Raw genomic sequence first — 24,444 nt, 5'->3', positions numbered from 1 at the left:
TTAATTTAGAGGCTACTCAATGAGCATAGCCCGACCGCTTTCGATGTCGTTTTCCACCGTTTTATATTTCACATCTCGCTTGACTGAACCATCTGCATACTGAACATTGACCCGTTCGTTACGATTCGCAATTTTTACGACGCGGGTAGGTATCTGACGCGGCATGGGGGGAGCTCCCGCACCCATAGCATCGTTCTCTGCCATCCGACGAGCATACTCTTCAGGACCCGTTGCCAGATGGTCATCATCGAAATCTTCCATATTTGTATGGAGTTCGGGCTGAGGCTCCGGACGATGTTGGGCGGGTGCCTGACGAATTTCCTGCTGGACTTCTTCTGGCTCCTGCGCTGGAATGTCAGCTTTGGTCAGGAAGCTAATGGTGTCGAAATTAACTTTGTTCAGGAAGCGTTTGAACAACTCGACCGATTCGAACTTGTACACCAGCAAGGGGTCTTTCTGCTCGAATACCGCGTTCTGTACGGACTGTTTCAGATCATCCATTTCACGTAGATGCTCTTTCCATTCCTGGTCGATCACTGACAACGTAACGGCTTTCTCCATCTCCGTAACCAGATCGCGTCCTTCGCTCTCTACGGCTTTACGCAGATCAGAGACAACCGTGAGGTCATGAACTCCATCTGTGAACGGTACAACAATGTTCTTAATCTGATGACCCTGCTCGTGAAGCACTTGCGTCAGGACAGGCATCGCTTTATCGGCAATCGCCTGGTTTTTGGCGCTGTATTGGTTTTCGGCTTCTTCGTACAACGCCCGGGTAATGTCTACTTTCTTCAGACGGTTAAAATCGTCGGAAGTAAGCGTCGGTAAAAGGCCCAACGTTGTTAGTAACTGAAGTTTAGTTTCTTCAAAATTGCCCTCCGTGTTATTAACAACTTCCTCGACAACGTCGTACATCGTATTTGCGATGTCGAGCGGTAAACGATCCCCAAACAAGGCGTTCCGGCGACGCTTATAGATAGCTTCCCGTTGGTAGTTCATTACGTCATCGTATTCCAGCAGCCGCTTCCGAATTCCGAAGTTGTTTTCTTCGACTTTCTTCTGTGCCCGCTCAATCGATTTCGTAATCATAGAGTGCTGAATAACTTCGCCCTCTTCCAGTCCCATGCGGTCCATCACCTTGGCAATCCGCTCGGAACCGAACAGACGCATCAGGCTGTCTTCCAATGATACAAAGAACTGCGACGTACCAGGGTCACCCTGACGACCGGCACGACCCCGCAACTGACGGTCGACCCGGCGTGATTCGTGTCGTTCCGTACCAATGATCGCTAAGCCACCTGCCGACTTCGCTTCTGGACTTAGTTTAATATCCGTACCCCGGCCAGCCATGTTGGTGGCAATTGTTACCGTGCCTGGCATACCAGCTGAAGCCACAATTTCGGCTTCCCGCTGGTGGTATTTCGCGTTCAGAACCTGGTGCTGAATTTTTCGCATTGTCAGCATCCGGCTTAATAACTCGGAGTTTTCAACCGACGTAGTACCAACCAGTACCGGGCGTCCTTTCTCGACCAGACTAGTAATTTCGTCCGCTACGGCATTGTACTTCTCCCGAACGGATCGATAGACTTTGTCTTCTTCATCCAGACGGCTGATCTTCCGGTTCGTTGGAATGACTACAACGTCCATTTTGTAGATCTGCCAGAATTCGGACGCTTCGGTTTCTGCCGTACCGGTCATACCTGCTCGTTTGTGATACATCCGGAAATAGTTCTGGAGTGTAACCGTAGCATAGGTCTGGGTAGCATCCTCAACTTTTACGTTCTCTTTGGCCTCTACCGCCTGGTGCAATCCGTCTGACCAACGACGACCTTCCATGATCCGCCCCGTTTGCTCATCGACGATTTTTACTTTGCCGTCCATGATAACGTACTCCGTATCCCTTTCAAACAGCGTGTATGCTTTCAGCAACTGGTTTACAGTATTGATTCGCTGTGTTTTGACAGCGTAATCCCGAACAACAGCTTCTTTGTGAAGAATCTTGTCCTGCTCCGTCAGGTCATCCGACTTATCAATCGAGTTTAGATCGATTGATAAATCTGGCAAGATAAAGAAGTTTGGATCTTCTCCTGAGCCCGTGATGTAGTCGATACCTTTCTCGGTCAGGTCAATGCTGTTGTGCCGCTCGTCGATCGTGAAATAAAGCGGAGCATCGGCTTCTGGCATCAGCTTCTGATTTTCGGCTAGATAAATAGCCTCCGTTCGTTGCAGCAGAGCTTTGTTCCCTGTTTCACTCAGGAACTTAATGAGTGGCTTATGTTTAGGTAAGCCTCGGTGCGCCCGAAACAGCGACAAACCTCCCTCTTTTTCATCACCTGCTGCAATCTTCTTCTTTGCATCGTTCAGGAAATCGAAGACCAGTTTTCGCTGAGCTTCAACAACGCGAGAAACGCGAGGCTTTAGCTCAATGTAATCCTGCTCATCGCCACGCGGAACCGGACCACTAATAATTAACGGCGTCCGGGCATCATCAATCAGAACGGAGTCAACCTCATCGACCATCGCGTAATGGTGTTTCCGCTGAACCAGTTCGCTTGGTTCGCGGGCCATGTTATCGCGTAAGTAATCGAAACCAAATTCGTTGTTTGTTCCGTACGTAATATCAGCCAGGTACGCCTGCTTCCGCTGGAATGAGTTAGGCTGGTGTTTATCAATGCAGTCAACCCGCATACCGTGGAATTCAAACAGCGGAGCCATCCACTCGGAGTCACGCTTGGCCAGGTAATCATTGACCGTAACGATGTGCACCCCCCGGCCAGCGAGACCGTTTAGGAAAGCGGGGAACGTAGCTACCAGCGTTTTCCCCTCGCCAGTGGCCATTTCGGCAATTTTGCCTTGGTGTAACACAACTCCACCGATAATCTGTACATCGTAGTGGACCATGTCCCACTTAACGAGCGTGCCAGCGGCATCCCACTGATTGGCCCAATGTGCCTGCTGCCCGTCAATAACGACGTTCTTTTTTCGACTGGCGATCTCTCGATCGAAATCGGTGGCCGTAACGCTAAGCTGTTCGTTCGTGCTGAACCGCCGGGCCGTTTCTTTTACCACCGCGAACGCACGGGGAAGAATGTCGAGCAAGACGCGTTCCAGTTCTGTGTTACGTTCAGCTTCGAGCTTATCAATCTGATTAAAGATCCGCTCTTTCTCGTTGACGTCAACGTCCGAATGCGAGCCCTGTTCGTTCAGATCAGTTAACTGGTTGTCAATGTCGGCCAGTTCGCTAGCGATTTGCTCCTTAAGCGCGGCTGACACCTGTCGTAATTCGTCGTTAGATAGGTCTTTCAACCGGGTAAATTCGGCATTTACTTTCTCGACGTAGGGGACAAGCTCTTTTAGGTCCCGTTGTGATTTCGTGCCGAATAACTTAGCTATGAGATTGATCATTTCCTCTTAGTTTGTAGTTAAGGGTACAATAAAATGGATCTTCGTTGACTATCGAAGCACACATATCTATACTCAACTACTTTGATACAGCGTTAATTGATACAAATTTAGTGCATTAGGATGGGACTGCAAGTTGCAATCCTTGTATGAGGCATCCCTTATTGTATGGAAACAATTTTTTGCGTACAATCAGTTACCTTTGCGGATCAATTTTTGGCCCAATAGCCATCATTCATGCGTACTAACGACAAATTGTCACCTTCTATTTATCGTTGCTGCTTTTTTTCTATTGCCTTTATTCTGTGCATTTTGGGAGGTAGCCATCAAGCGATTTCTCAGCAGAATGGTACACCTTCACGGGTCGACCAATTGAGTGATGAACAAGTGCTGGAGTTTTATCGTCGGGCGCAAAGTAGCGGATTAAGCGAAGAACAGATAGAGCAGGCGGCAATGTCGCAGGGCTACACGATCAGTGATGTAGCCAAAATGCGTCGTCGGATTAATGAAATTCGCTCCCAAACCCAGCGTCAGCGCAGTCAATCATACGCTGATACTAGCAGCGGCCGTAGACTACCTAACGATCTGTCACGTAGACGTTTTTCTCAGCAGTATCAAGATTCTTTATTGCTATTAGAGAAAGATACAACCAAGCGTTTAAAGGTATTTGGCGCTTCTCTATTTGAGAATGCCAATCTGTCATTTGAGCCAAACCTCCGAATTGCAACACCGCGTAGTTATGTTGTCGGTCCCGATGACGAGATTAGTATTGACATTTCTGGAGCGGCATCGGAGAATTTTCAACTAAAAGTATCTCCTGAGGGGACAGTCAAAGCGCCTAATGTACCACCAATCTACGTAGCAGGCCTGACTATAGAGCAAGCGGAACAGCGGATTATAGCGCGCCTTCGTCGGGCAGGTTATCAAGGATTGGGCGTTCCCGGTAGCGGTATCGATGCAAACATTGCTCTAACTAATATTCGTAGTATTCAGGTAACTCTGGTCGGGGAAGTTGTGCGACCAGGGACCTACACCATTTCATCGCTCGGGTCGGCTTTCAACGCGCTCTATCTGGCGGGGGGGCCCAATCCGGAAACGGGTTCGTTCCGAAAAATCAATATTATCCGCGGAAATCGGGTGATTCGAACACTTGATTTGTACGACTATATTCTTCGTGCTGACCAGCGGAATAACATTCGCCTACAGGACCAGGATGTTATCCGGGTTGCCGATTACGTAAGTCATATAGAAATAGACGGTGAAGTTCGTCGGCCAGCTATCTTCGAGGTTTTGCCAGGTGAAAAGCTTCAAACAGTCCTAAACTTTGCCGGCGGTTTCTCTGATGATGCGTACAGAGCTAGTATTACACTACGGCGGAATACCAGTCGTGAACGACGAATTATAACTATTTCGGAAGAACAACTGGCTACGTTTAATCCCCAAACCGGCGATAAATACAAAGTGGGGAAAATATTGGAACGATACGAGAATCGCATTCAGATTGCGGGTGCGGTCATGCGTCCAGGAGATTATGCGTTCGAACCCGGTTTGGAAACGGTACGCCAATTGATTCAACGGGCTGATGGGCTACGCCAAGATGCATTCATGAACCGAGCTATCATCATTCGAGAGCGTGCCGATATGGATAAAGAAAACATATCCTTTGATCTTGGAAAACTGATGAAAGGGATAATTGGTGATATTCCGCTCATGCGGCAGGATAGTCTCACCATATTATCTATTAAAGATCTTCGTGAAGAATATTACGTAACGATTGAGGGGGCCGTCAACAAACCGGATACAATAGAGTTCGCCAAGAATATGAGCGTCGCCGATCTGATCGTACGGGCAGGTGGCTTCCAGCAAGGGGCTACCCCAACCCGAATTGAAGTAGCTCGACGCGTTCGGGAAGATTCAGTTGGTTTCGAGACGGCTCGTCTAAAACTTTATAAGTTTTCGATTGATCGTGATTTGAGAATTACTCAATTTAATGATCCTAATTCCGGTCTGCCGGATAGCGCTACGTTTGAGTTACAGCCTTTCGACATTGTCTACGTACGCCGATCAACGAACTACGAAGAACAGCGGCAGGTAAACATATATGGTGAAATAAGACATCCGGGGAATTATGCTATTTCCAGCCGAGATGAACGAATTACCAACGTAATAGAACGAGCAGGGGGGCTATTACCTAGTGCTTATCTACCCGGAGCACAACTCCTCAGAAACGGCGAAGTTATTGGAAACGATTTCCGGCGAATACTGACCAATACAAACTCCGAAGAGAATCTTTTACTGAGTGATGGAGATACACTATTTATCCCACGTCGTTCTGAAGTAATTACCATCGAAGGAGGTGTTTTGAATCCTTCATCAGTGAGCTATAAAGCTGGCTATGAGTTCGACGACTACATAAGTGAAGCTGGTGGGTTTACAGATAATGCCCGCAAAAGCAAAGCTTATATCATATACCCTAATGGTCGTAAAGACCGGACTCGTCCTTTCCTCGATCGCCACTCGTTGTTTAACGATTCGCGACCCAGAGTAGAGCCTGGATCAACAATTGTGGTTCCCTTTAAGCCGCTGGATACAAACCGACTTTCCGCAGCTGAAAGGATTGGTATCTTCTCGCTGTTATCAACAGTGTCAATTGCGCTTGTAAATATCCTGCTTCGTTAAAATATATAAGCTACTTATGTCAACCACAGAGCAGCATTTAAAACGTCAGGCAGCCGATGGCGAAATAGAGATCAGCTTGAGTGATATCATTCAATTTTTGAAAGATAGTGTTAAAACGGTGCTGATTTCAACTGCAATATGCATTACTATAGGAGTTATATATGCCTTGTCATTACGTAACGAATATACTGCATCAGTACGCGTTATGCCGGAGTTGAAAAGCGCGACAGCAGGCGGAAATTTAGGGGAGTTACGTTCGCTGGCAGGTCTGGCTGGTGTTAATCTGGATAATGCCGGGAATAATGAAATAATTCGGCCTGACCTTTACCCAGATGTGCTTCAAAGTACTCCTTTTGCTATTTACCTTCTTCGTCAACCCGTCTCTACAGTTGATAAATCAACGGGAAGCTCTCTACAGTCATATATGCTTAGTGAGTCTGGTGGCGGGCTTTTTGGTAGTTCGAGCGATGTAGAAAAGGAAAAATCTAATAGGAAGGTTAAAACGACTACCAGTACCGCTGTTGAATTGACAGAAGAACAAGAAAATTTGAGTGACGAGTTAGATAAACGGATCAGTGTAGATATTGACAAAAAGAATGGAATCATTACGCTCTCGGCGAAAATGAATGATCCAAAAGTAGCGGCTACTATTGCTAGCAAAACACTTGACTATTTATCAAAGTACGTATCGGACTATAGAACGGGGAAGGCTCGGCAACAGGTAGATTTTTTAGCAAAACAGACAAACGAAGCCCGGCGTAAGTACGAAGCAGCGGAATTTGCGCTCTACAACTACAGAGACAAAAATCGCAGCTTGTTCCTTAATACAGCCAAAATAGAGGAACAGCGGTTACAGGCTGATTACCAACTGGCTCAAGAAATTTATACAAACTTATCGAGACAGCTCGAACAAGCTCGAATTAAGGTGCAAGAGGAGCAACCTGTATTCCAAGTTCTAGAGCCGGCACGCGTACCTTCGCACAAAAGCGGTCCAAAGCGAACTATTCTTATAATTGGCTTTGCCTTCTTTGGGGTGATCGTAGGGTTAACTACATTTCTAATTAAGCGAGTTACTCGCTGAAAACTGTCGTTATGAAGAAAGCATTGATATGTGGAGTTTCAGGTCAAGACGGTGCGTACCTAGCTAAACTATTATTATCACAAGGCTACACAGTATTCGGTGGCTCTAGAGATGCTCAAATGGCGTCAAAACGAAGTTTAGCCCGACTAGGAATCGAAAAAGAGGTACAAATCGTTTCGATCAGCATTAACGATTTTCGAAGCGTATTACAAAACCTGCTCAAAATAAAACCTGATGAAGTATATAATTTGGCCGGACAAAGTTCAGTAGGTCTATCGTTCGAACAGCCAGTAGAAACACTTGAAAGCGTTAGTGTAGGAACACTAAATTTGTTAGAAGCAATTCGATTCAGTAATCTTCCTATTCGCTTTTACAACGCAGGATCTAGCGAATGCTTTGGTGATACAGGGAGTGCAGCCGCTGACGAAATGACGCCATTTCGACCACGCAGCCCTTATGGTGTAGCGAAGGCCGCTGCCTTTTGGCAGGTCGCCAATTACAGAGAGGCTTATCAGCTTCACGCTAGCACAGGCATTTTGTTTAACCACGAATCGCCATTGCGGCCCGAGCGCTTTGTTACCCAAAAAATTGTAGCGACTGCGAAACGGATAGCCAAGGGTAGCAATGAAATGCTCACACTAGGGAATATCGATATTGCTCGTGATTGGGGCTGGGCACCTGATTACGTTGAAGCAATGTGGTTGATGCTACAGCAGAAAGAGGCTGATGATTACGTAATAGCTACCGGGCATACGACAAAGTTGAGGGATTTCATTCGAATTGTCTTCGAATCACTGAATCTTGATTGGGAACAATACGTTCGTACTGACGAATCCTTTTTCCGGCCCACTGATATTGCGGAAGGACACGCTAACCCAGAAAAAGCGCGTCAAAAGCTAGGCTGGAGCGCTCAACACAAAATGGAAGACGTAGCTCGACTGATGGTAGAAGGAGAATGAGAACAGTTTGAATAAGGTAGTCCAAAATAGTTCACTTAAAAAAATCTTTAATGTATTTAACCAGGACGTGTGGTACATAGGATACATGCTGATTAAACACAGAAGGGAAAGTACTTTTATTTATATAATCTAATTCATGTATGTTTAACGCCATGAGAATGAATATAAACCATAAAATAATTTTGTACTTATATAAATAGTTTAGGCCGTTTAATACAAAGATTATCTTTTATAATGTGTATTCTTTTGAAGAACTATAATATTTGTGTTTTTCTTTTCTGAAATTTAAATAGTAAAGTTTTCGTGCCTTATATTCTCTTATTGTGAAATTATTAAGTATAAATATAGGTAAACGTGTTAATAACAGAGAAAGGAAATTTTTATCTACTATAGTCAGTAGTCTATTTACCAAAGGCGTTAACATTTTTGCTTCTGTTATAACTTTACCACTAATTCTTAACTCAATAGGTAAAGAGAGGTATGGCATGATGGTTGCCATTACGTCAGTATCTGCATTAATAAGTTTTGCTGATTTTGGTCTTGGATTTGGTCTGCAAAGTAAAATACCTGAGCTCGTAAAGAAAAAAGATAACTCATTGCAAGAGGCCGTTTCAAGTACGTTTTACTTTCTTCTATTTGTTTCCATCATTATTCTGTGCGTCTCGTTACCGCTATTACGAACCATTGATTGGGGAAGCTCGTTGAACCTTTCGTCTGCTACTGCTATAAATGAGTCTTTGGATTCAGTATTGATATATACTTTATGTTTACTTATCGTTATACCTTTTTCCGTTGTTCAAAAACTTCAAATAGGGTTACAGGAGGGCTACTATACCAACTTATGGATCGCCTTAGGTAACTTTACTGGAGTATTATTGATATTACTATACTATAAAGCAAATCCATCGACTCCCGAAATTATTTTGTTTCTGTATGGTACAAATTCAGTCTTTGTATTACTGAATTTTTTCTATGAATTCGTATACAAAAAGAAAAACCTAATTCCATCTATCACTAAAGTAAGAGTTTCAGTTATCAAGGCTATTGTGACAGAAAGTTCATTGTTCTTTCTAGTGCAAATGTTGGGACTGTTAGTTTTCATGTCTAATAACTATTTCCTGATATTTTTCTTTGGCCCTGAAGAAGTCGCTTCGTTTAATATTGCGTTCAAGCTTACTGCGCTTTTCTTAATTCCACTAGAAGCAATAGCTCCTTATCTTACTCCTGCTATAAACGAAGCTCTAGTTAGTGGTGACACTGACTGGATTAAAAGATCTACAAAGAAAGTGATCTATTTGACTCTGGCTTTTGCTACTGTAAGTTCGCTTCTGATATATGTGCTAGGTAATTTCATTTTATCCATATGGGTAGGTGAAGGTAATATTTTGAATGATAAAACACTGCTAGCTGCTTCAGGTTACATTTTGCTCTATTCAAGTCTAGGGAGTATACTGTCTTACATCATGTTATCTACTAATTTTATAAGAATAAAAGCCGCTATCTACACGATTGCAGTTGTTTTAACTCTTACTTCTAAGTTTTACTTCGTTAAGCAGTTTGGGATGTTAGGAGCTTTTTGGAGTACAACTATACCAATGTTTATCCTGTACATAGTTCCTTGTATATATATAATGAAGAGAAGAAAGATGTTTTAATTTTCAAGCACGCATGGGAGGTTTATGAATAAAGATCGAATTTGTATTTTACTGACAGGAACGATTGCCCCTTCGAATGTACCTGACTTGCTGAGGACTGATCCAACAGATCGGGAGAACGATTATTTCTATGCTATCGAACAATGGATGCAATTAAATTATCCAGTGGTATTTGTTGAGAACAGTAACTATCCGTCGGAGAGAATTGCTGCCTTGTTTACGGGTAGGAGCGATTGTGAATACATAAAATTTGATACGCAAGTTAGCTCGCTTGGTAAAAGTCATGGCGAGTCTGAAATAATAGAGTATGCCTTTAATAATTCAAAGATTATTGGTGAAACACTTGTTGTTGCTAAATCTAGCGGAAGACAGTATGTAAGAAACGCCATGCCAATAATAAATTTTTTTGTACGAGAGCAGCTATACGTGATAGGTTGGTTTAAATATGGATTAAAGTTCGCTGACTCTAGATTCTTCGTAGCCAATAAATCCTTCTACTTAGACTACTTGAAACCTTCATCAAAAAAAATAAATGAAAAAGAAGGAGTATTTTTTGAACATGTTCTAGCTAGTTCTGTTTTGAGAGCTATGGCTGACGGAAAAAAATGGTCGTTGCCAAACGTGGCGCCAATCTGTGAAGGAATATCAGGTACTGGTAATATTGTTTATAAGAATGGATTTTTGAAAGTAATAAAAGGGAATATAATAGTTAAAATTACTAACTGGCTACTAAATTTAGAGTACTAAGTTTTAAATACGTATGAGGAGGCCTCTTATTTCTATAATTATAACAGTTCTAAATGGAGAGGGAACAATAGCAGAATGTATTCAAAGTATGAAAGAACAGGTCTTTGATGATTTTGAAATTGTAATTGTGGATGGTGGTAGTACCGATTTAACTGTAAATGTCATAGAGAATTTTAATCTGAACAATCTAGTACTAGACATTACGCCAGGTATAAGTTTATATGGTGGCTTGAATAAGGGTATCGGCTTATCCAGCGGAAAGTGGTTATATTTCATGGGATGTGATGATAAGCTATATAACCCCTTCACACTACAAAGTGTGGCGGGATATATTAACGCTCATACCGATTCTCAAGTCTTTGTAGGGAATGTATTATATAGAAGTAAAAGTGTATTATTCAATCCTAAGTTAGGAAAACCCCATCTATTACAATACTTCGTTCATCACCAAGGTATGTTTTATGATAATAACCTATTTAAAGATCAATCGTATGATGAATCTCTTAAAATAGTCGCAGATTATAAGTTTAATATGAGTCTAGCAATTAAAGGCGTAAAACATACGCGTATTGATACCGTTATCTGTAATTTTTCTGATGAAGGAGTTAGTAATAAACGCATTCGCCTAGGGTCGGATGAGATGCTGCAAGTTAACAAGACCTTATTTAGAGGGATAGTAAGATTATGGGTTATTTTTTATGGAAAACTACGGCAAGAAGTGTGGATAGTCAGACACAAGTATGGCCTTATTCATTTAAAAGATAAGTTACAAGTTTGGTTCAAACTTAAGAAACAGATTTCTTAAATCAAGCTATATAAGTATACAGTTATGGCAGTTTCGAAAGTAGCTGGTATGGTAACAGTTTATAATTCAGAGTTTAGCTTATTGGACAACATCGATACCTATATCAAAGACTTAGAAGTATTATATCTAATAGACAATTCCGAAATTTATGATGAGAATCTCATAAGGCAAATTCTTAATAAATATATTAAAGTTAAATATATAAGTAACGGAGGGAATATGGGAATTGCTTCTGCCCTCAATGTTGCCGCTAATAAAGCAATTCAAGAAGGATACAGTTACTTGTTGATGCTAGATGACGATTCTAAAGCTCCAACTGGTCTCATAGCATCTCTTTACTTCACAATCAGTATCGATGAAAAAATAGGGATTGTGGCTGCTCAGTCGGATAGCTCTTCAATGAAAAGCGATGTACATGAAGCTTTAACTGTTATTACTTCAGGAAGCCTGCTTAACTTAACGGCTTACAAAGACGCTGGACCTTTCTTAGATGAACTGTTTATTGATTGGGTTGATCATGAATATAGCTTTAGAATGCGTAAATATGGATACAGAATTTTGATAAATAGTTCTGTTAGATTAGAACATCGCTTAGGAATTCTTAAGAACAAGAAATTTCTAGGGTTAATTAATGTCTCATGGAGATCGCATAGTCCCACTAGGATATATTATAAATTTAGGAACAGTCAATACGTGATAAACCAATATTATTCTTCCCTGCCGGTGTCATTTGTTGGTGCTGTTTATTATGAATTAGTACGAGACGTCTTTAAAATTTTATTTTTAGAGAAGAATAAAATAAGCTATTTGAAATCTGTGTACAACGGTTGTTACGATTACTTTACTAATAAGTTGGGGAAAGCAGCGTCATAGTGCCGAAGTGTATCTGATACGTATATTTTTCTTCTTTCTTCTTTCTATTCCGCAGGAAATATAGTAACTTTTGCCCGTTTTAAAGAGCAGGACATATCTCAGAGTCTTATTTATATGAAAAAACAGTTACTAATTGGTGGATGTATTTGCTGTTTAGCTATTAGTAGCCAGCTGGCCACAGCGCAGACTTCTACAACGAACATAAGTATCACTACACCGACATCTACACCTGCTGGCGGCTCAGACAATACGCTAATAGGGGTTGGTGCAGGAAACACAAATATGTCCGGCAATGGAAACCTTATCTTAGGACGGGGCGCTGGAGTTCAAAACATGGCTGGGGCACAGAATTCCTTTGTAGGAGCAATGGCTGGCCGATTGAACTCATCGGGGAGTTACAACAGCTTTTTCGGTTATGAGGCTGGTAGTAACAACATCAGTGGAAATAATAATCTTTTCGTGGGGAACGGGTCTGGATATACCAACTCAACTGGATACAATAACGTCTTTAGTGGTTATCGCGCTGGATATTTTAATACTTCTGGACATCATAATGTGTTTCTAGGTTCGGGAGCTGGTTACAGTAATAGTGCTGGTACGGACAATACATTCGTTGGAGCTGACGCTGGTGGTGCTAACACAACAGCAGCAGGTAATGTCTTTCTCGGTTCCTTGGCGGGCTCAACAAACTCCTCTGGTAGTCAAAATACCTTTTTAGGGGCTAACTCAGGTTTGAATAACGCTAGTTCTTCTGCCAATACGTTTGTTGGGTTCTCAGCAGGACGCAATAACTCTACTGGACAGTTCAATACATTTATTGGCGTTCAGGCTGGCTTAAGTAATACCACGGGAGAAGCTAATTTTTTTCTGGGGGTTAATGCAGGTGTTAGAAATACGTCAGGTTCTGCTAATTTCTTTGTTGGTAACAACGCAGGGGCTGCAAACCTCGGTGGGGGCTTCAACGTATTTTTAGGATCTAATGCTGGAGCTGGTAACGTCAACGGTGTGAACAACACCGTGATTGGATTCGAGGCAGGTAATTCTCTTGTGAATGGTCAAACAAATACATTTATTGGATTTAGAGCAAACTCTGGTTCTGGCGATTTAAGTAACGCTACCGCTGTTGGGGCAAACGCCGTGGTGAGTGTATCGAACGCTGTGGTGCTGGGCAACCAGGCTAACGTGGGGGTGGGTACCTCGGCCCCCACCGCCCGGCTCCACGTCGCCAGCGGCACAGCAGGCCAGTCCGGATTACGCCTGGAAAACCTGCCCATCACCACCAGCGCCAGCGCCACCAACCAGAACAAGTTCCTCTCGGTGGACGGCAGTGGTAACGTCATCCTGGTCAGTAGCAACAGCTCGGCCCGTCAGTCGGCTGAGTCGGAGGGCCAATGGAGCCTAGCGGGGGGGCAACTGCGCAACCTCAATGAGGGCAGCGTGGTGATCGGCCCGGGGGTGAGCCGCTTCCCGGCTGGCTACCGGCTGTACGTTTCGGAGGGGATCCTGACCGAGAAGGTGAAGGTGGCGGTGAAGAGCACCGACGACTGGTCGGACAAGGTCTTCGAGTCGGGCTACCGGCTGTGGAGCTTGAGCGAGGTTGACCGGTATGTTCGTTCGCACAAGCACCTGCCGGGTGTTCCATCGGCGTCGGATGTGGTGAGCGAGGGTGTGGACGTGGGTCAGATGCAGGCCAAGTTGCTGGAGAAGATCGAGGAGCTGACACTGCATGTCATTCAATTAGAGAAGAACAACAAGAAAATGCAGCAGAAAAATCAGCTGTTGGAACAAAAACAGATTAGAATACAAAAGCAGTTGCGTAGAATAGCTAAGTAACAAACATAAAAAAACTTTCGAGCTGATAAAAAAAACCTTACGGAATATTCCGTAAGGTTTTTTTTATCAGTAAAACAAAAGCATCGCATAAAAAGTATTTATCTTGATATATCGAATGTTTACTTATTTAACCTTTTTTATGAAAAAAATATACTTACATCTTGCTTTATGTAGCTATTTGACAATTTCGTTTTGTCAGGCACAGAACAATGTCGTAGTGGGTAACGCTCAGGCATCACCTGGTACAGATAACGTATTAGTTGGCGTTCAGGCTGGCAATGGATCGATGAGTGGTTCTGGAAACGTTGCTATTGGCAAAAGCGCAGGTTCCTCTCTCTCTAACGGCTCCAATAATAGCTTTATAGGCATAGGGGCAGGAGTGGGAAATAATACAGGTTACAGTAATACGTTCATTGGGGCATTTTCTGGCTTTAATAACTCAACGGGTTACGAAAATACATTTGTTGGGAGAGGAGCTGGAACGAGAAACACGACGGGAAGTGCTAACGCCTTTTTTGGGATTAGTGCTGGGCAGGACAACACAACCGGCTCACGAAACACATTTTTTGGGGCGGCAGCGGGCGTAGACAACACAACTGGAAGCTTCAATGCTTTTTTCGGCATTGAGGCAGGGGTGCTAAACACAACTGCATCATACAATACGTTTTTGGGAGGTTATGCAGGGAATCGTAATACAACAGGACCCCACAATACATTTATAGGCCATTCTGCTGGTACATTCAACCAAACAGGTACGCAGAACGCATTTCTGGGCTCATTTGCAGGGGCCAACAATAACTCATCCAACAATACCTTTCTAGGATATAGCGCTGGTAACAGTACAAACTCAGGAGCTTATAACACACTGGTTGGCTCCTTTGCTGGTTGGTCTAATACAACGGGTACTCAGAACACGTTCATTGGCGGTAACGCAGGATTTAAAAATACTGGATCAAATAACACATTCGTCGGCTTCAAAGCGGGGGAACAAAACACAACAGGGCAATTTAATTCCTTTATTGGTGTACAAGCTGGATTGAACAATAGTACTGGAAATAGTAACTATTTCTTTGGTACAAATTCTGGCGTTAATAACATAAGTGGATCTGGAAATTACTTCTTGGGTGATAATGCGGGGCAGTTTAACACAAGCGGTGGATTCAACGTATATGTTGGGGCTAATTCGGGAAACGGTCCAGGAGTAAACGGGAACAATAATATCGCCTTAGGTTTCGAGTCTGGTCGGGGTAATAATGGTGGATTTAATAACACGTTTATCGGGTTCCGGGCTGATGCAGGAAACGGTGGGCTAACGAATGCTACGGCGATCGGTAATAATGCCGTGGTGAGTGTATCGAACGCTGTGGTGCTGGGCAACCAGGCTAACGTGGGGGTGGGTACCTCGGCCCCCACCGCCCGGCTCCACGTCGCCAGCGGCACAGCAGGCCAGTCCGGATTACGCCTGGAAAACCTGCCCATCACCACCAGCGCCAGCGCCACCAACCAGAACAAGTTCCTCTCGGTGGACGGCAGTGGTAACGTCATCCTGGTCAGTAGCAACAGCTCAGCCCGTCAGTCGGCTGAGTCGGAGGGCCAATGGAGTCTAGCGGGGGGCCAACTGCGCAACCTCAACGAGGGCAGCGTGGTGATCGGCCCGGGGGTGAGCCGCTTCCCGGCTGGCTACCGGCTGTACGTTTCGGAGGGAATCCTGACCGAGAAGGTGAAGGTGGCGGTGAAGAGCACCGACGACTGGTCGGACAAGGTCTTCGAGTCGGGCTACCGGCTGTGGAGCTTGAGCGAGGTTGACCGGTATGTTCGTTCGCACAAGCACCTGCCGGGTGTTCCATCGGCGTCGGATGTGGTGAGCGAGGGTGTGGACGTGGGTCAGATGCAGGCCAAGTTGCTGGAGAAGATCGAGGAGCTGACACTGCATGTCATTCAATTACAGAGCAGAATAAACACTCTAGAAAAACAAGGTGTAGCCAACAAAACAAGCATTCAAAAGAACGCGTCTAAGACAAGTCTGCGAAGAGCGGTTAAATAACAATTTACCAGAGGAAAGCATAACCAGCAGCGAATGATGTATTTTTGTACTTCATGTATCGACAATTAGACGATCTCTTAGCTAGCTGTGCTTTCCTCTAAAGTTTATATCATAGTACTCAATTATAATGGTTGGAAGGATACAGTAGAGTGTATTGAAAGTTTACTACTGCTTAATTATATTGATTTTCAAATAGTTGTAGTTGATAATTGCTCAAACGATGATTCTCTAATCAATATAGAGACTTGGCTGATAAAGAACAACTTTATAGTCGATACATCTAAGCTATCTCAGACCAATCAGGATTTACGGTCAAAATCCACTACCGTTTTTGTAAGCCCATCAAGTAGAGATAAGCCCCCGTACATAACGCTAATACAAACGAAAAAGAACTTTGGCTACGCCGGAGGTAATAACGTCGGTATTACGTATGCGTTAGATGCTGGTGATACATCGTTTGTTTGGATTCTTAACAACGACACTGTTGTTGATCCAGAAAGTCTTAGATTTCTGGTTGCTGAAATGCGAAGTAGAGCGCAGCAAAATATTGGCTTAGTGGGAGGTAGAGTAATGTACTACCACGATCCTAAAAGAATCCAGTGTTTTGGGGGAGCTTACTATAACAAATGGTTGGGATACAGTCAGCAAATTGGAAATGGTGAGATAGAAAGTGGTCAGTTTACAAATATAGACATAAAGCCTGACTTAATAATTGGTGCTTGTACACTAGTGAGTGTACATTTTCTAAGAAAAGTTGGCTTATTGAACGAAGAGTACTTTCTTTATTTTGAGGAACAGGATTGGGCTGAACGAGCAAAGCAAGCGGGATTCAGAATTGGCATTGCTAAAAATGCGGTTGTTTATCACAAAGAAGGAGCTACTATTGGTGCAGGTCAACTTACAGGAAGTAGTCGATTTTCTGACTATTATTTTGCCAGAAGTAAGATACTTTTTACAGATAAATATTATACTATACTAGTATCACTATCAGTTCGTGTAAGCTTAATTTTAACAATTTTCAATCGAATTAAGCGTAATCAATACAATCGAATTATAATGTTGTTGAAAATAATGTTTAGTTCAAGAAGAAGACTGCTAAATAGTACTTTCAAAAAATAGTCCTAAATATGGTCGTAAAAGCTATTACAATACCGAGGTTAGTTCTTTCAAAGAAGATACTATGGCATATTTTAATATACTGCTGCATTATATACAACTTTCACAGGTACATTTTTAAATATAGTCACGGCGCTTATCCAAAAGAAGGGTATCAACAAACGCCATTAATTTGGCAGGCCGGAAAGTTTGTCTTGGTTGCAATGTTACTGGCTGCTATTTATTCCAGAAGTAAATTCTCTGCAAAAATACCATTATTAGCTGTCTTTTTCTACTCCATAATATTTATAATAGTTCTTGTAAACATATGGTCAAGCGTTTTCTATAAGACTATTTCTACTGACGAGTTTGAATATTCTATATTTGCTATTAGCGTACTTCCAATTATATTCTTGACAAAAGAGAGTCTGGCTGGACTAGGTGATACCATAAAGTCTTCGTTAAATCAGTGCCAGTATATTATAATACTAACAAATTTTCTTGTTATTTTTAATTACTTCGTTCTGGATATTCTACCGTTTCATGCTTACAGAGGTGTATTACTTCGATTTGGTGGATTATGGGATGATCCAAATACATTTGGAATCATCAGTGTTTTGTTGTTGGGTATTTCTGTTACAAACAAGCAGTATACGTTGTCTGGCGCCCATATTATCAACGTATTATTGACTGTGTCATTAACAAGCTATATCTTATTAATAACATTTGCTGCCTACTATTTTATCAATACTAACAGAAATAGAATACTACGTATAGCTATTTTTGCTAGCTTATGCGTGTTCGTTGTCTTTGTCGCAGTATTAAACGCTGATTTGCTCACAAGCGTCTACGAAGCGAAACGAGAGTCGATCGAACAGCATGCCACCATTGATCTCGGCTTCAAACTTTTACCGCTGCTTCAGCCAATTCAATTTCACGAAACATGGCTTTTGAGCTTCAACGTGAATTACTTTCCTATCTCACTACCTGTTACTGGTGTTTTTGTTTTTTTGTTTTTAAAATTCTTTCTTTTTGACGAAAAAAGTCTTCAGAGATTGATGTATTTATTGTTTTTCGTATCGAGTTTATTTCTGCCTTTCCTATACATGTTTCCAATAAACTTTTTGGCATTTCTTTTCTTAGTATTATATATTAAAGGCGTTCGATTCTAATTAATAGTAGTATGCATTTTTGTGCTGACGTAAGAATGATACATAACTCTGGTATTGGTGTATATATTCGTGAATACATTAAATATATTCTTAAGGAGAAGGTATTCGACTATACAACTCTTATCGGTAGACCAGATTTAATAGAGAAATATTTTGGTTCGTATGATAATTACGGAGTCGTAGAAGCTGATTTCCCAATATACTCGATAAAAGAGCAGTTAACAGTTCCAAGTCTTGTTCCAGCTTGTGATGTGTTTTGGTCTCCCCATTATAACATTCCACTGTTGCCCCTCAAAGCGAAGAAAAGAGTGGTTACAATTCCTGATGTATTTCATCTAGCTCATGCTAACACGCTACCATTTAAGCAAAAAATGTATGCAAAAATTGTTACAAATGCTGCCGTTAGGTTGTCCGACAAAATTGTAACAATATCAGACTATTCTGCTAAAGAAATTAGTCAGTTGACAGGAGTCGATAAGGCAAAAATTAAGACTGTATTGCTGGGCTTGGATACAGAAGAGTTTAAGCAGAGCCAAAATATAGAATTAAAAAAAGAGGTAAAGGCAAAATATAACTTACCAGAAGACTACATTTTATTCGTCGGGAACGTAAAGCCTAATAAAAATCTTCAGACCTTGGTTGACGCTTTTTCATTGATGATCAGTAGGTACACTAATATCAATTTGCTAATAGCTGGTAAAAAAGAAGGATTCATTAATGGCGATAAGGAATTGTTCAAACGAATTGAGAATAACGAAAAGCTGTCTGAACGGATAAAGTTTTCAGGATACGTGGAAGCCGAGCATCTACCTGTGATCTATAATATGGCTTCGCTGTTCGTTTTCCCATCATTGTACGAAGGGTTTGGATTTCCTCCTCTTGAAGCCATGGCTTGCGGATGTCCTGTTGTTGCGTCTAACCGAGCCAGTATACCCGAAGTATGTGGAGATAGCGCTTTGTATGTTGATCCGACAAGGCCAGAAGCGATTGCGAAAGGAATAGAAGATGTATTAACCGACAGCATCCTACGTAAAAAACTGATCGAGAAAGGCTTTGCCCAAGTAAATAGGTATAAATGGGAGGATTCTGGAAAGCAGTTTGTTGAAGCAATTCAGTCTGTTCAATAAGTTCAGACTCTTTTATAGCATCTAACAGTATTAGGATACACGTGAAAATTGCCTTAGTTCAAGACGGTTTAATGTGCCGAGCAGGTGGTGAGCAGGTTGCCCTTTGTTTTCATAAAGCTTTTCCTGAGGCTCCGATATACACACAATGTTATCAGCCAGATCTTACCTTTCCAGAATTTAAAGAAGCTGATATTCGCACGACATGGTTACAGAAGATCGCAAAAACGGATGACAGAATGAAGCAACTCTTCTTTCCGTTAGGAGTTCAAGCGATGCAATCTCATGATTTGACCGACTTTGATGTTGTTTTGATGTCGGGGACACACTGTGCTAAGTACGTGAAGGTGCGTCAAGATGCGTTAGTAATTAGTTATAGCTTTACTCCATTTCGTTTAGCTTGGAATCCGGAATCGTATGCGCAGTACGCAGAAGCTGGATCAATGAAACGATTTGTGTTTGACAAGGTGCTTGGATACCTACGTGACGTAGACTTTAAGTTTGCGCAGCGACCTAACTTTTATGTTGGTATGACTGAAGAGACGGCACAGCGGTTATATGATGCCTATCAGATAAAAGAGCCAATTCGAATTATTAAACCCCCGGTTAGTGTAAATAATTTTTACGTATCAAAGCAGCCCAAAGAGTACTTTCTTATTGTCTCTCGTTTAGAGTATTATAAGAAAGTTGATTTAGCTATTGATGCATTTAACGAACTTGGCTATCCGCTCGTCGTAGTTGGAAAAGGGTTACAGGCAGACGAGATAAAAGCTAAGGCTAAAGGAAACGTTACGTTCCTGAGTGGGCTATCCGCTCAAGAATTAGCAGATTTGTACGCCAATTGCCGTGCTTTTATCTTCCCGCAGCACGAAGATTACGGAATAACTCCACTGGAGGCAAACGCGGCAGGACGACCCGTTATTGCTTACGGGACTGGTGGTGTATTAGCCACCCAAATTCCTGTGACTGATGATCCTGCAAGCGCTACAGCTGTTTTTTTTGGCGAACAAACGGTTGAAAGTTTAGTTAAAGCGGTAAAAGATTTTGAGAAAGTAGAAGATATGTTCGATCCGTCGTTTATTCGACGGCACGCTGACGCTTTTGATGAAAAAATATTTATTGAGCAAATTCAGCAGTTTGTTCAAACAAAATATGCAGATTTTAAGAATCGTATTGTAGTTTAGCAAGACATAAACAGCCATCCCTTATGACAAACAAATACTTGAAAATTCTCACTGTAGGTACTATTGCGAGCTTAGCATCTGTGGTTGCGACGGCTCAGACAACTCAGCAGTTCTTACGTATCCAAGTGAAATACGAAAAAGCCGGTCGATATCTGGAGCAAGCAACCGAAACTATTGAGGCCGTCAACGTTGTCAAAAAGAGTGCTAGTGTCGAATATCAGGCAGGCCAGTCAGTAACTTTGTTGCCAGGCTTTAGCGCAGAATCAGGAAGTACGTTTGCTGCCAATATCAAAGCTGTCAACCGTAAACAGGAAACACCTCTACAACTAGCTGCTTATCCTAATCCGTTTGACCAGTCAACAACAATAGAATATTACCTGCCATCCGCAGGGAAAGTAAACCTGAACATCGTTGACTCCCAGGGGCGAATTGTCGGGCATCTGGTACAAGGCGAAAACCAAGAAGCTGGCAAACACACAATTGATTGGAAGCCTGAAAATGCTGGAACAGGAGTATACTTTCCTGTAGTTGAAGCAAATCAACAAAAAGCCGCTGGCCGTTTGGTGAAAAAGTAAGCTACAGCTATTACACAGATTGATTGACCTCGGCCTGATGACCGGGGTCTTTTTTATTTACTTATCTTTGAATCTTCATTAATAAATGATTAAAGTCTCTGTTAACGTAAGCGAATGAGTGTAGTAGGTTGGAAAACAGTGTATTACGTTGTAGTTTTTAGCGTTTGTACAATACAAGTATGCGCTCAAGCATTACGCCACCCCGATCAATACACTGTGGAAGCCGGTGTTTACTCATCCTCCTCTTTAAATACACCCTTCTGGTTACGCAGTAACCAATATGGTATAGTTCCATTTCAGTCACCCGTTCAAACAGTACGGCTCGGTCTTTACAGTGACTACGACTCGACTCGTTCCAGGAATGGTAAACGGCGTTCTCAATTCGCTTTAGGCTACGGAATTAATATAGTTGCCAACAACGCTGTAAACAAACAGCCTTATGAACAAAGCGTTTTATTGCCAGAGGCTTACATAAAGGCTAAACTGGGAGTATTTGAACTATACGCTGGTCGTAGACGAGAAAAATTTGGGCTAGCCGACTCTACGTTATCAACCGGGTCTTATTCATGGTCTGGTAATGCTATGCCAGTTCCCAAAATACAAATCGCCATTCCAACGTTTACACCAATTGGTATAACAAAAGGATGGGTAGCAGTACAAGGGACTTACTCGCATGGCTGGTTTAGCTCGTCAGGATTTATAGAGAATACATTGCTACATCAAAAATCTCTATATGTACGGCTGGGACGCGAGAAGGACGTTTTTCGAGTGTATGGCGGATTCAACCACCAAGTAGTATGGGGAGGACGAACTGACAACTTGAAAGGGACAGGTATTGTGCCAGACAATGGAAAGCTACCGTCTACTCTACGTGACTACTATTATGTAGTTGTGGGAGACCGCTGGAGCCGGACTGATTCTAGTGCCTACTCTGCTTTTGAAATTACCAACCGAGTAGGCAACCATTTGGGAAGCATAGACATAGGCATGGAAGTGGATCTGGTTAAGTATACCTTGTTCATGTATCGGCAAAGTCTGTACGAAGACGGATCATTGTTCTATCTTTTGAATATTCGGGACGGATTAAATGGGCTTAGAATACGGAGTAACAATCCAAACGCTATTGTACGAGACGTACTGTTTGAATTTCTAAATACGACAGATCAGGGCGGACCTACATTTCTCATAGGAGATCCATATAAACAAGGTAAAGATAATTACTTCAATAACCAGCAATATAGAGATGGTTGGGGGTACAGACAGCATACCATAGGGACACCATTTATTCCTCCAGCTTATGGACCGAACGGAGAATATCCGTTTGGAACTTTTACTGCCAATAATAGAGTCATGGTTTATCACCTCGGAATGGCAGGTAATCTACCTTTAAACTGGCGGATACTAAGTGATCCTATTTCCTATCAAACCAAACTATCATACAGTCAAAACTATGGGACGTACGATAACCCATACAGACCCAGAAAGAATCAATTCTCCGGCTACGTAAGTGTTGTTGTACCGTTCTCTATATTGGGTGGTATACAATTGACGGGTAGTGCGGCTATCGATAATGGGACCTTGTATAAGGACGGATTTGGTACATATATCAGCTTGAAAAAGGTCTGGTATTCAACAAAATAGGTTTAAATTTAGTTGAGTTGCTATTAGGGCGGATTGTTCTGGGTTCGTGTCAGTGTTGTATTTTATACAGCTAGTCCGATCTGTCCGCAGAATAACATTAATGACGTATAGTAGATAACAAGCTATATTTTTGTGTATTCTAGAAACGCATACCCTCCCGTACAGTCGGGTTTATAAATCTGAGACGTATGAGACACAGGTATTCCATACTGTTCTTTCCTCTTCACGTAATTGTTGATTTACTTAGTGTAAACGCAGCGTTCATCGGTGCATACTGGGTCAAATTTCATACGCTGGATGCAGTTGCCCGACCGCCATATGCCACGTTGTGGATTATATTTAACCTCATCTGGTTAGTTGAAGTAGTTGCGTTCAAACCTTACGTATTTCCCCGCCAGCTCTTCAAGTTAGCGCACTTATTGCGCACATTATCGATTCTGGTTGCTGTCCATGTCGCGGTTGTTGCAGTATACTGTGTCGCTGTACAAGGCTATTATTATTCCAGAGAACATTTATTTATCACCTATTTCCTTTTCATCTGCTTAAGCATTTTAGCTCGGATAGGAGGACTGGTTCTGTTACGTGAGTACCGTTTACGTGGGTATAACAACCGCCGGTATGTCATAGTAGGATACGGTAAACTAGCGGTTTCAATTCATAGTTTTTACGAGGCTCATCCTGAAATGGGGTTTCGTTTCCATGGTTACTTCGACCAGCCAAACGCAGAAAACACAGGCTTGCTAAGTGGCGATATCAGTGAGATAAGGAATTTTGTCAAACGGCAAGAGATCGATTGTGTGTACTGTTGCATGCCTTATATCGAAAGTGATCAACTTAAGAAGATTGTTGACCAAGCAGAAGTAGATGATTATCAGGTAAAACTGCTGGTCGATTTTAGAGGATTTATGAGTAAAGGGACATCTGTTGAGTACCATGACTTTTTACCTGTATTGAATGTATCGTCGCAGATGCTTTCAGACTTTAGGGTAAACATTTTCAAACGTTCGTTTGATATTCTATTCTCGCTAAGCGCCTTTGTGTTCGGATTGCCCGTTTTTATTTTGGTTGCTCTTATCACCCGTTTCACATCCGCCGGGCCAATTTTCTACGCACAGGAGCGTGTCGGACGTAACGGAAAGCCATTCATGATCTATAAATTCAGGAGCATGTTTGTGAATGCTGAAACGGGAGGACCTGTTCTTTCTGGAGGGCTTGCTGATAATCGAATCACGCCATGGGGGCGATTCATGCGTCAAACTCGTCTAGACGAAATACCACAGTTCTTTAACGTGCTCAAAGGCGATATGTCTGTGGTTGGTCCACGGCCAGAACGTCAGTACTTTATTGACCAAATTGTCGAAATAGCTCCAGAATATAAGTTACTTCTACGCGTCAAACCAGGTATTACGTCTATCGGTCAGATTAAATTTGGTTATGCAGCTAGTGTAGATGAAATGGTTCAGCGACTTCGATTTGACCTGTTATATCCTGCTCGTCGTTCTTTTATATTTGATATGTGGATCATTGCTCAGACGATATGGGTAATGGCGCAGGGAAGAGGTAAATAGGAGTTTT

At 42.4% G+C, this 24,444-nt stretch carries 17 protein-coding genes; 16 read left to right on the top strand and 1 reads right to left on the bottom strand.

Translation table 11 applies throughout. From position 1 onward, the window contains the following. Positions 1-12 precede the first annotated feature (12 nt). Positions 13-3,405 carry a preprotein translocase subunit SecA gene (gene secA / locus ACYVAD_RS05405; RefSeq protein WP_461138431.1) on the bottom strand — a complete coding sequence of 1,131 codons (3,393 nt, stop codon included), beginning with the start codon at positions 3,403-3,405 and terminating at the stop codon, positions 13-15. 234 nt (positions 3,406-3,639) lie between these two features. Between secA and ACYVAD_RS05400 the strand changes: the two genes are divergently transcribed. The 16 genes from ACYVAD_RS05400 (at position 3,640) to ACYVAD_RS05325 (ending at position 24,437) form a co-directional block, all read left to right on the top strand. Next, on the top strand, positions 3,640-6,081 hold the full coding sequence (locus ACYVAD_RS05400) for an SLBB domain-containing protein (RefSeq protein ID WP_461138430.1): 2,442 nt from the start codon (positions 3,640-3,642) through the stop codon (positions 6,079-6,081). A gap of 16 nt (positions 6,082-6,097) precedes the next feature. Further along, positions 6,098-7,162 carry a GNVR domain-containing protein gene (locus ACYVAD_RS05395; RefSeq protein WP_461138429.1) on the top strand — a complete coding sequence of 355 codons (1,065 nt, stop codon included), beginning with the start codon at positions 6,098-6,100 and terminating at the stop codon, positions 7,160-7,162. A gap of 11 nt (positions 7,163-7,173) precedes the next feature. Then, positions 7,174-8,121, top strand: a complete 948-nt coding sequence (locus tag ACYVAD_RS05390; RefSeq protein ID WP_461138428.1) for a GDP-mannose 4,6-dehydratase — start codon at positions 7,174-7,176, stop codon at positions 8,119-8,121. A 323-nt stretch (positions 8,122-8,444) separates the two neighbouring features. Next, positions 8,445-9,776, top strand: a complete 1,332-nt coding sequence (locus ACYVAD_RS05385) for a lipopolysaccharide biosynthesis protein (RefSeq protein WP_461138427.1) — start codon at positions 8,445-8,447, stop codon at positions 9,774-9,776. 24 nt (positions 9,777-9,800) lie between these two features. Next, complete coding sequence (locus ACYVAD_RS05380; RefSeq protein ID WP_461138426.1) at positions 9,801-10,523, top strand: hypothetical protein; 723 nt, start codon at positions 9,801-9,803, stop codon at positions 10,521-10,523. A 13-nt stretch (positions 10,524-10,536) separates the two neighbouring features. Beyond that, positions 10,537-11,328, top strand: coding sequence for a glycosyltransferase (locus ACYVAD_RS05375; RefSeq protein WP_461138425.1), 792 nt, complete (start codon positions 10,537-10,539; stop codon positions 11,326-11,328). Positions 11,329-11,352: 24 nt separating this feature from the next. After that, on the top strand, positions 11,353-12,201 hold the full coding sequence (locus ACYVAD_RS05370) for a glycosyltransferase (RefSeq protein ID WP_461138424.1): 849 nt from the start codon (positions 11,353-11,355) through the stop codon (positions 12,199-12,201). Positions 12,202-12,567: 366 nt separating this feature from the next. Further along, positions 12,568-14,034 carry a TMF family protein gene (locus ACYVAD_RS05365; protein ID WP_461138423.1) on the top strand — a complete coding sequence of 489 codons (1,467 nt, stop codon included), beginning with the start codon at positions 12,568-12,570 and terminating at the stop codon, positions 14,032-14,034. Positions 14,035-14,173: 139 nt separating this feature from the next. Next, the gene (locus tag ACYVAD_RS05360; RefSeq protein WP_461138422.1) at positions 14,174-16,078 is read left to right on the top strand and encodes a beta strand repeat-containing protein; all 1,905 of its coding nucleotides are present in this window, start codon (positions 14,174-14,176) and stop codon (positions 16,076-16,078) included. Positions 16,079-16,165: 87 nt separating this feature from the next. Further along, positions 16,166-17,197, top strand: a complete 1,032-nt coding sequence (locus tag ACYVAD_RS05355; RefSeq protein WP_461138421.1) for a glycosyltransferase family 2 protein — start codon at positions 16,166-16,168, stop codon at positions 17,195-17,197. An 8-nt stretch (positions 17,198-17,205) separates the two neighbouring features. Continuing rightward, positions 17,206-18,345 carry a hypothetical protein gene (locus ACYVAD_RS05350; RefSeq protein WP_461138420.1) on the top strand — a complete coding sequence of 380 codons (1,140 nt, stop codon included), beginning with the start codon at positions 17,206-17,208 and terminating at the stop codon, positions 18,343-18,345. A 35-nt stretch (positions 18,346-18,380) separates the two neighbouring features. Further along, positions 18,381-19,472 carry a glycosyltransferase family 4 protein gene (locus tag ACYVAD_RS05345; protein ID WP_461138419.1) on the top strand — a complete coding sequence of 364 codons (1,092 nt, stop codon included), beginning with the start codon at positions 18,381-18,383 and terminating at the stop codon, positions 19,470-19,472. Between the two features lie 41 nt (positions 19,473-19,513). After that, positions 19,514-20,653 (top strand): glycosyltransferase, encoded by a 1,140-nt coding sequence (locus ACYVAD_RS05340; protein WP_461138418.1) that lies wholly within the window; start codon positions 19,514-19,516, stop codon positions 20,651-20,653. A 23-nt stretch (positions 20,654-20,676) separates the two neighbouring features. Next, on the top strand, positions 20,677-21,228 hold the full coding sequence (locus ACYVAD_RS05335) for a 3-coathanger stack domain-containing protein (protein WP_461138417.1): 552 nt from the start codon (positions 20,677-20,679) through the stop codon (positions 21,226-21,228). A gap of 114 nt (positions 21,229-21,342) precedes the next feature. Next, complete coding sequence (locus tag ACYVAD_RS05330) at positions 21,343-22,869, top strand: capsule assembly Wzi family protein (RefSeq protein WP_461138416.1); 1,527 nt, start codon at positions 21,343-21,345, stop codon at positions 22,867-22,869. Between the two features lie 188 nt (positions 22,870-23,057). Then, positions 23,058-24,437: an exopolysaccharide biosynthesis polyprenyl glycosylphosphotransferase gene (locus tag ACYVAD_RS05325; protein ID WP_461138415.1), complete on the top strand. Its 1,380-nt coding sequence runs from the start codon at positions 23,058-23,060 to the stop codon at positions 24,435-24,437. Positions 24,438-24,444 lie beyond the last annotated feature (7 nt).

The organism is Spirosoma pomorum, from assembly GCF_054776615.1.
The sequence above is the reverse complement of the archived record's forward strand: the minus strand, read 5'-3'. Positions and strand labels throughout refer to the sequence as shown.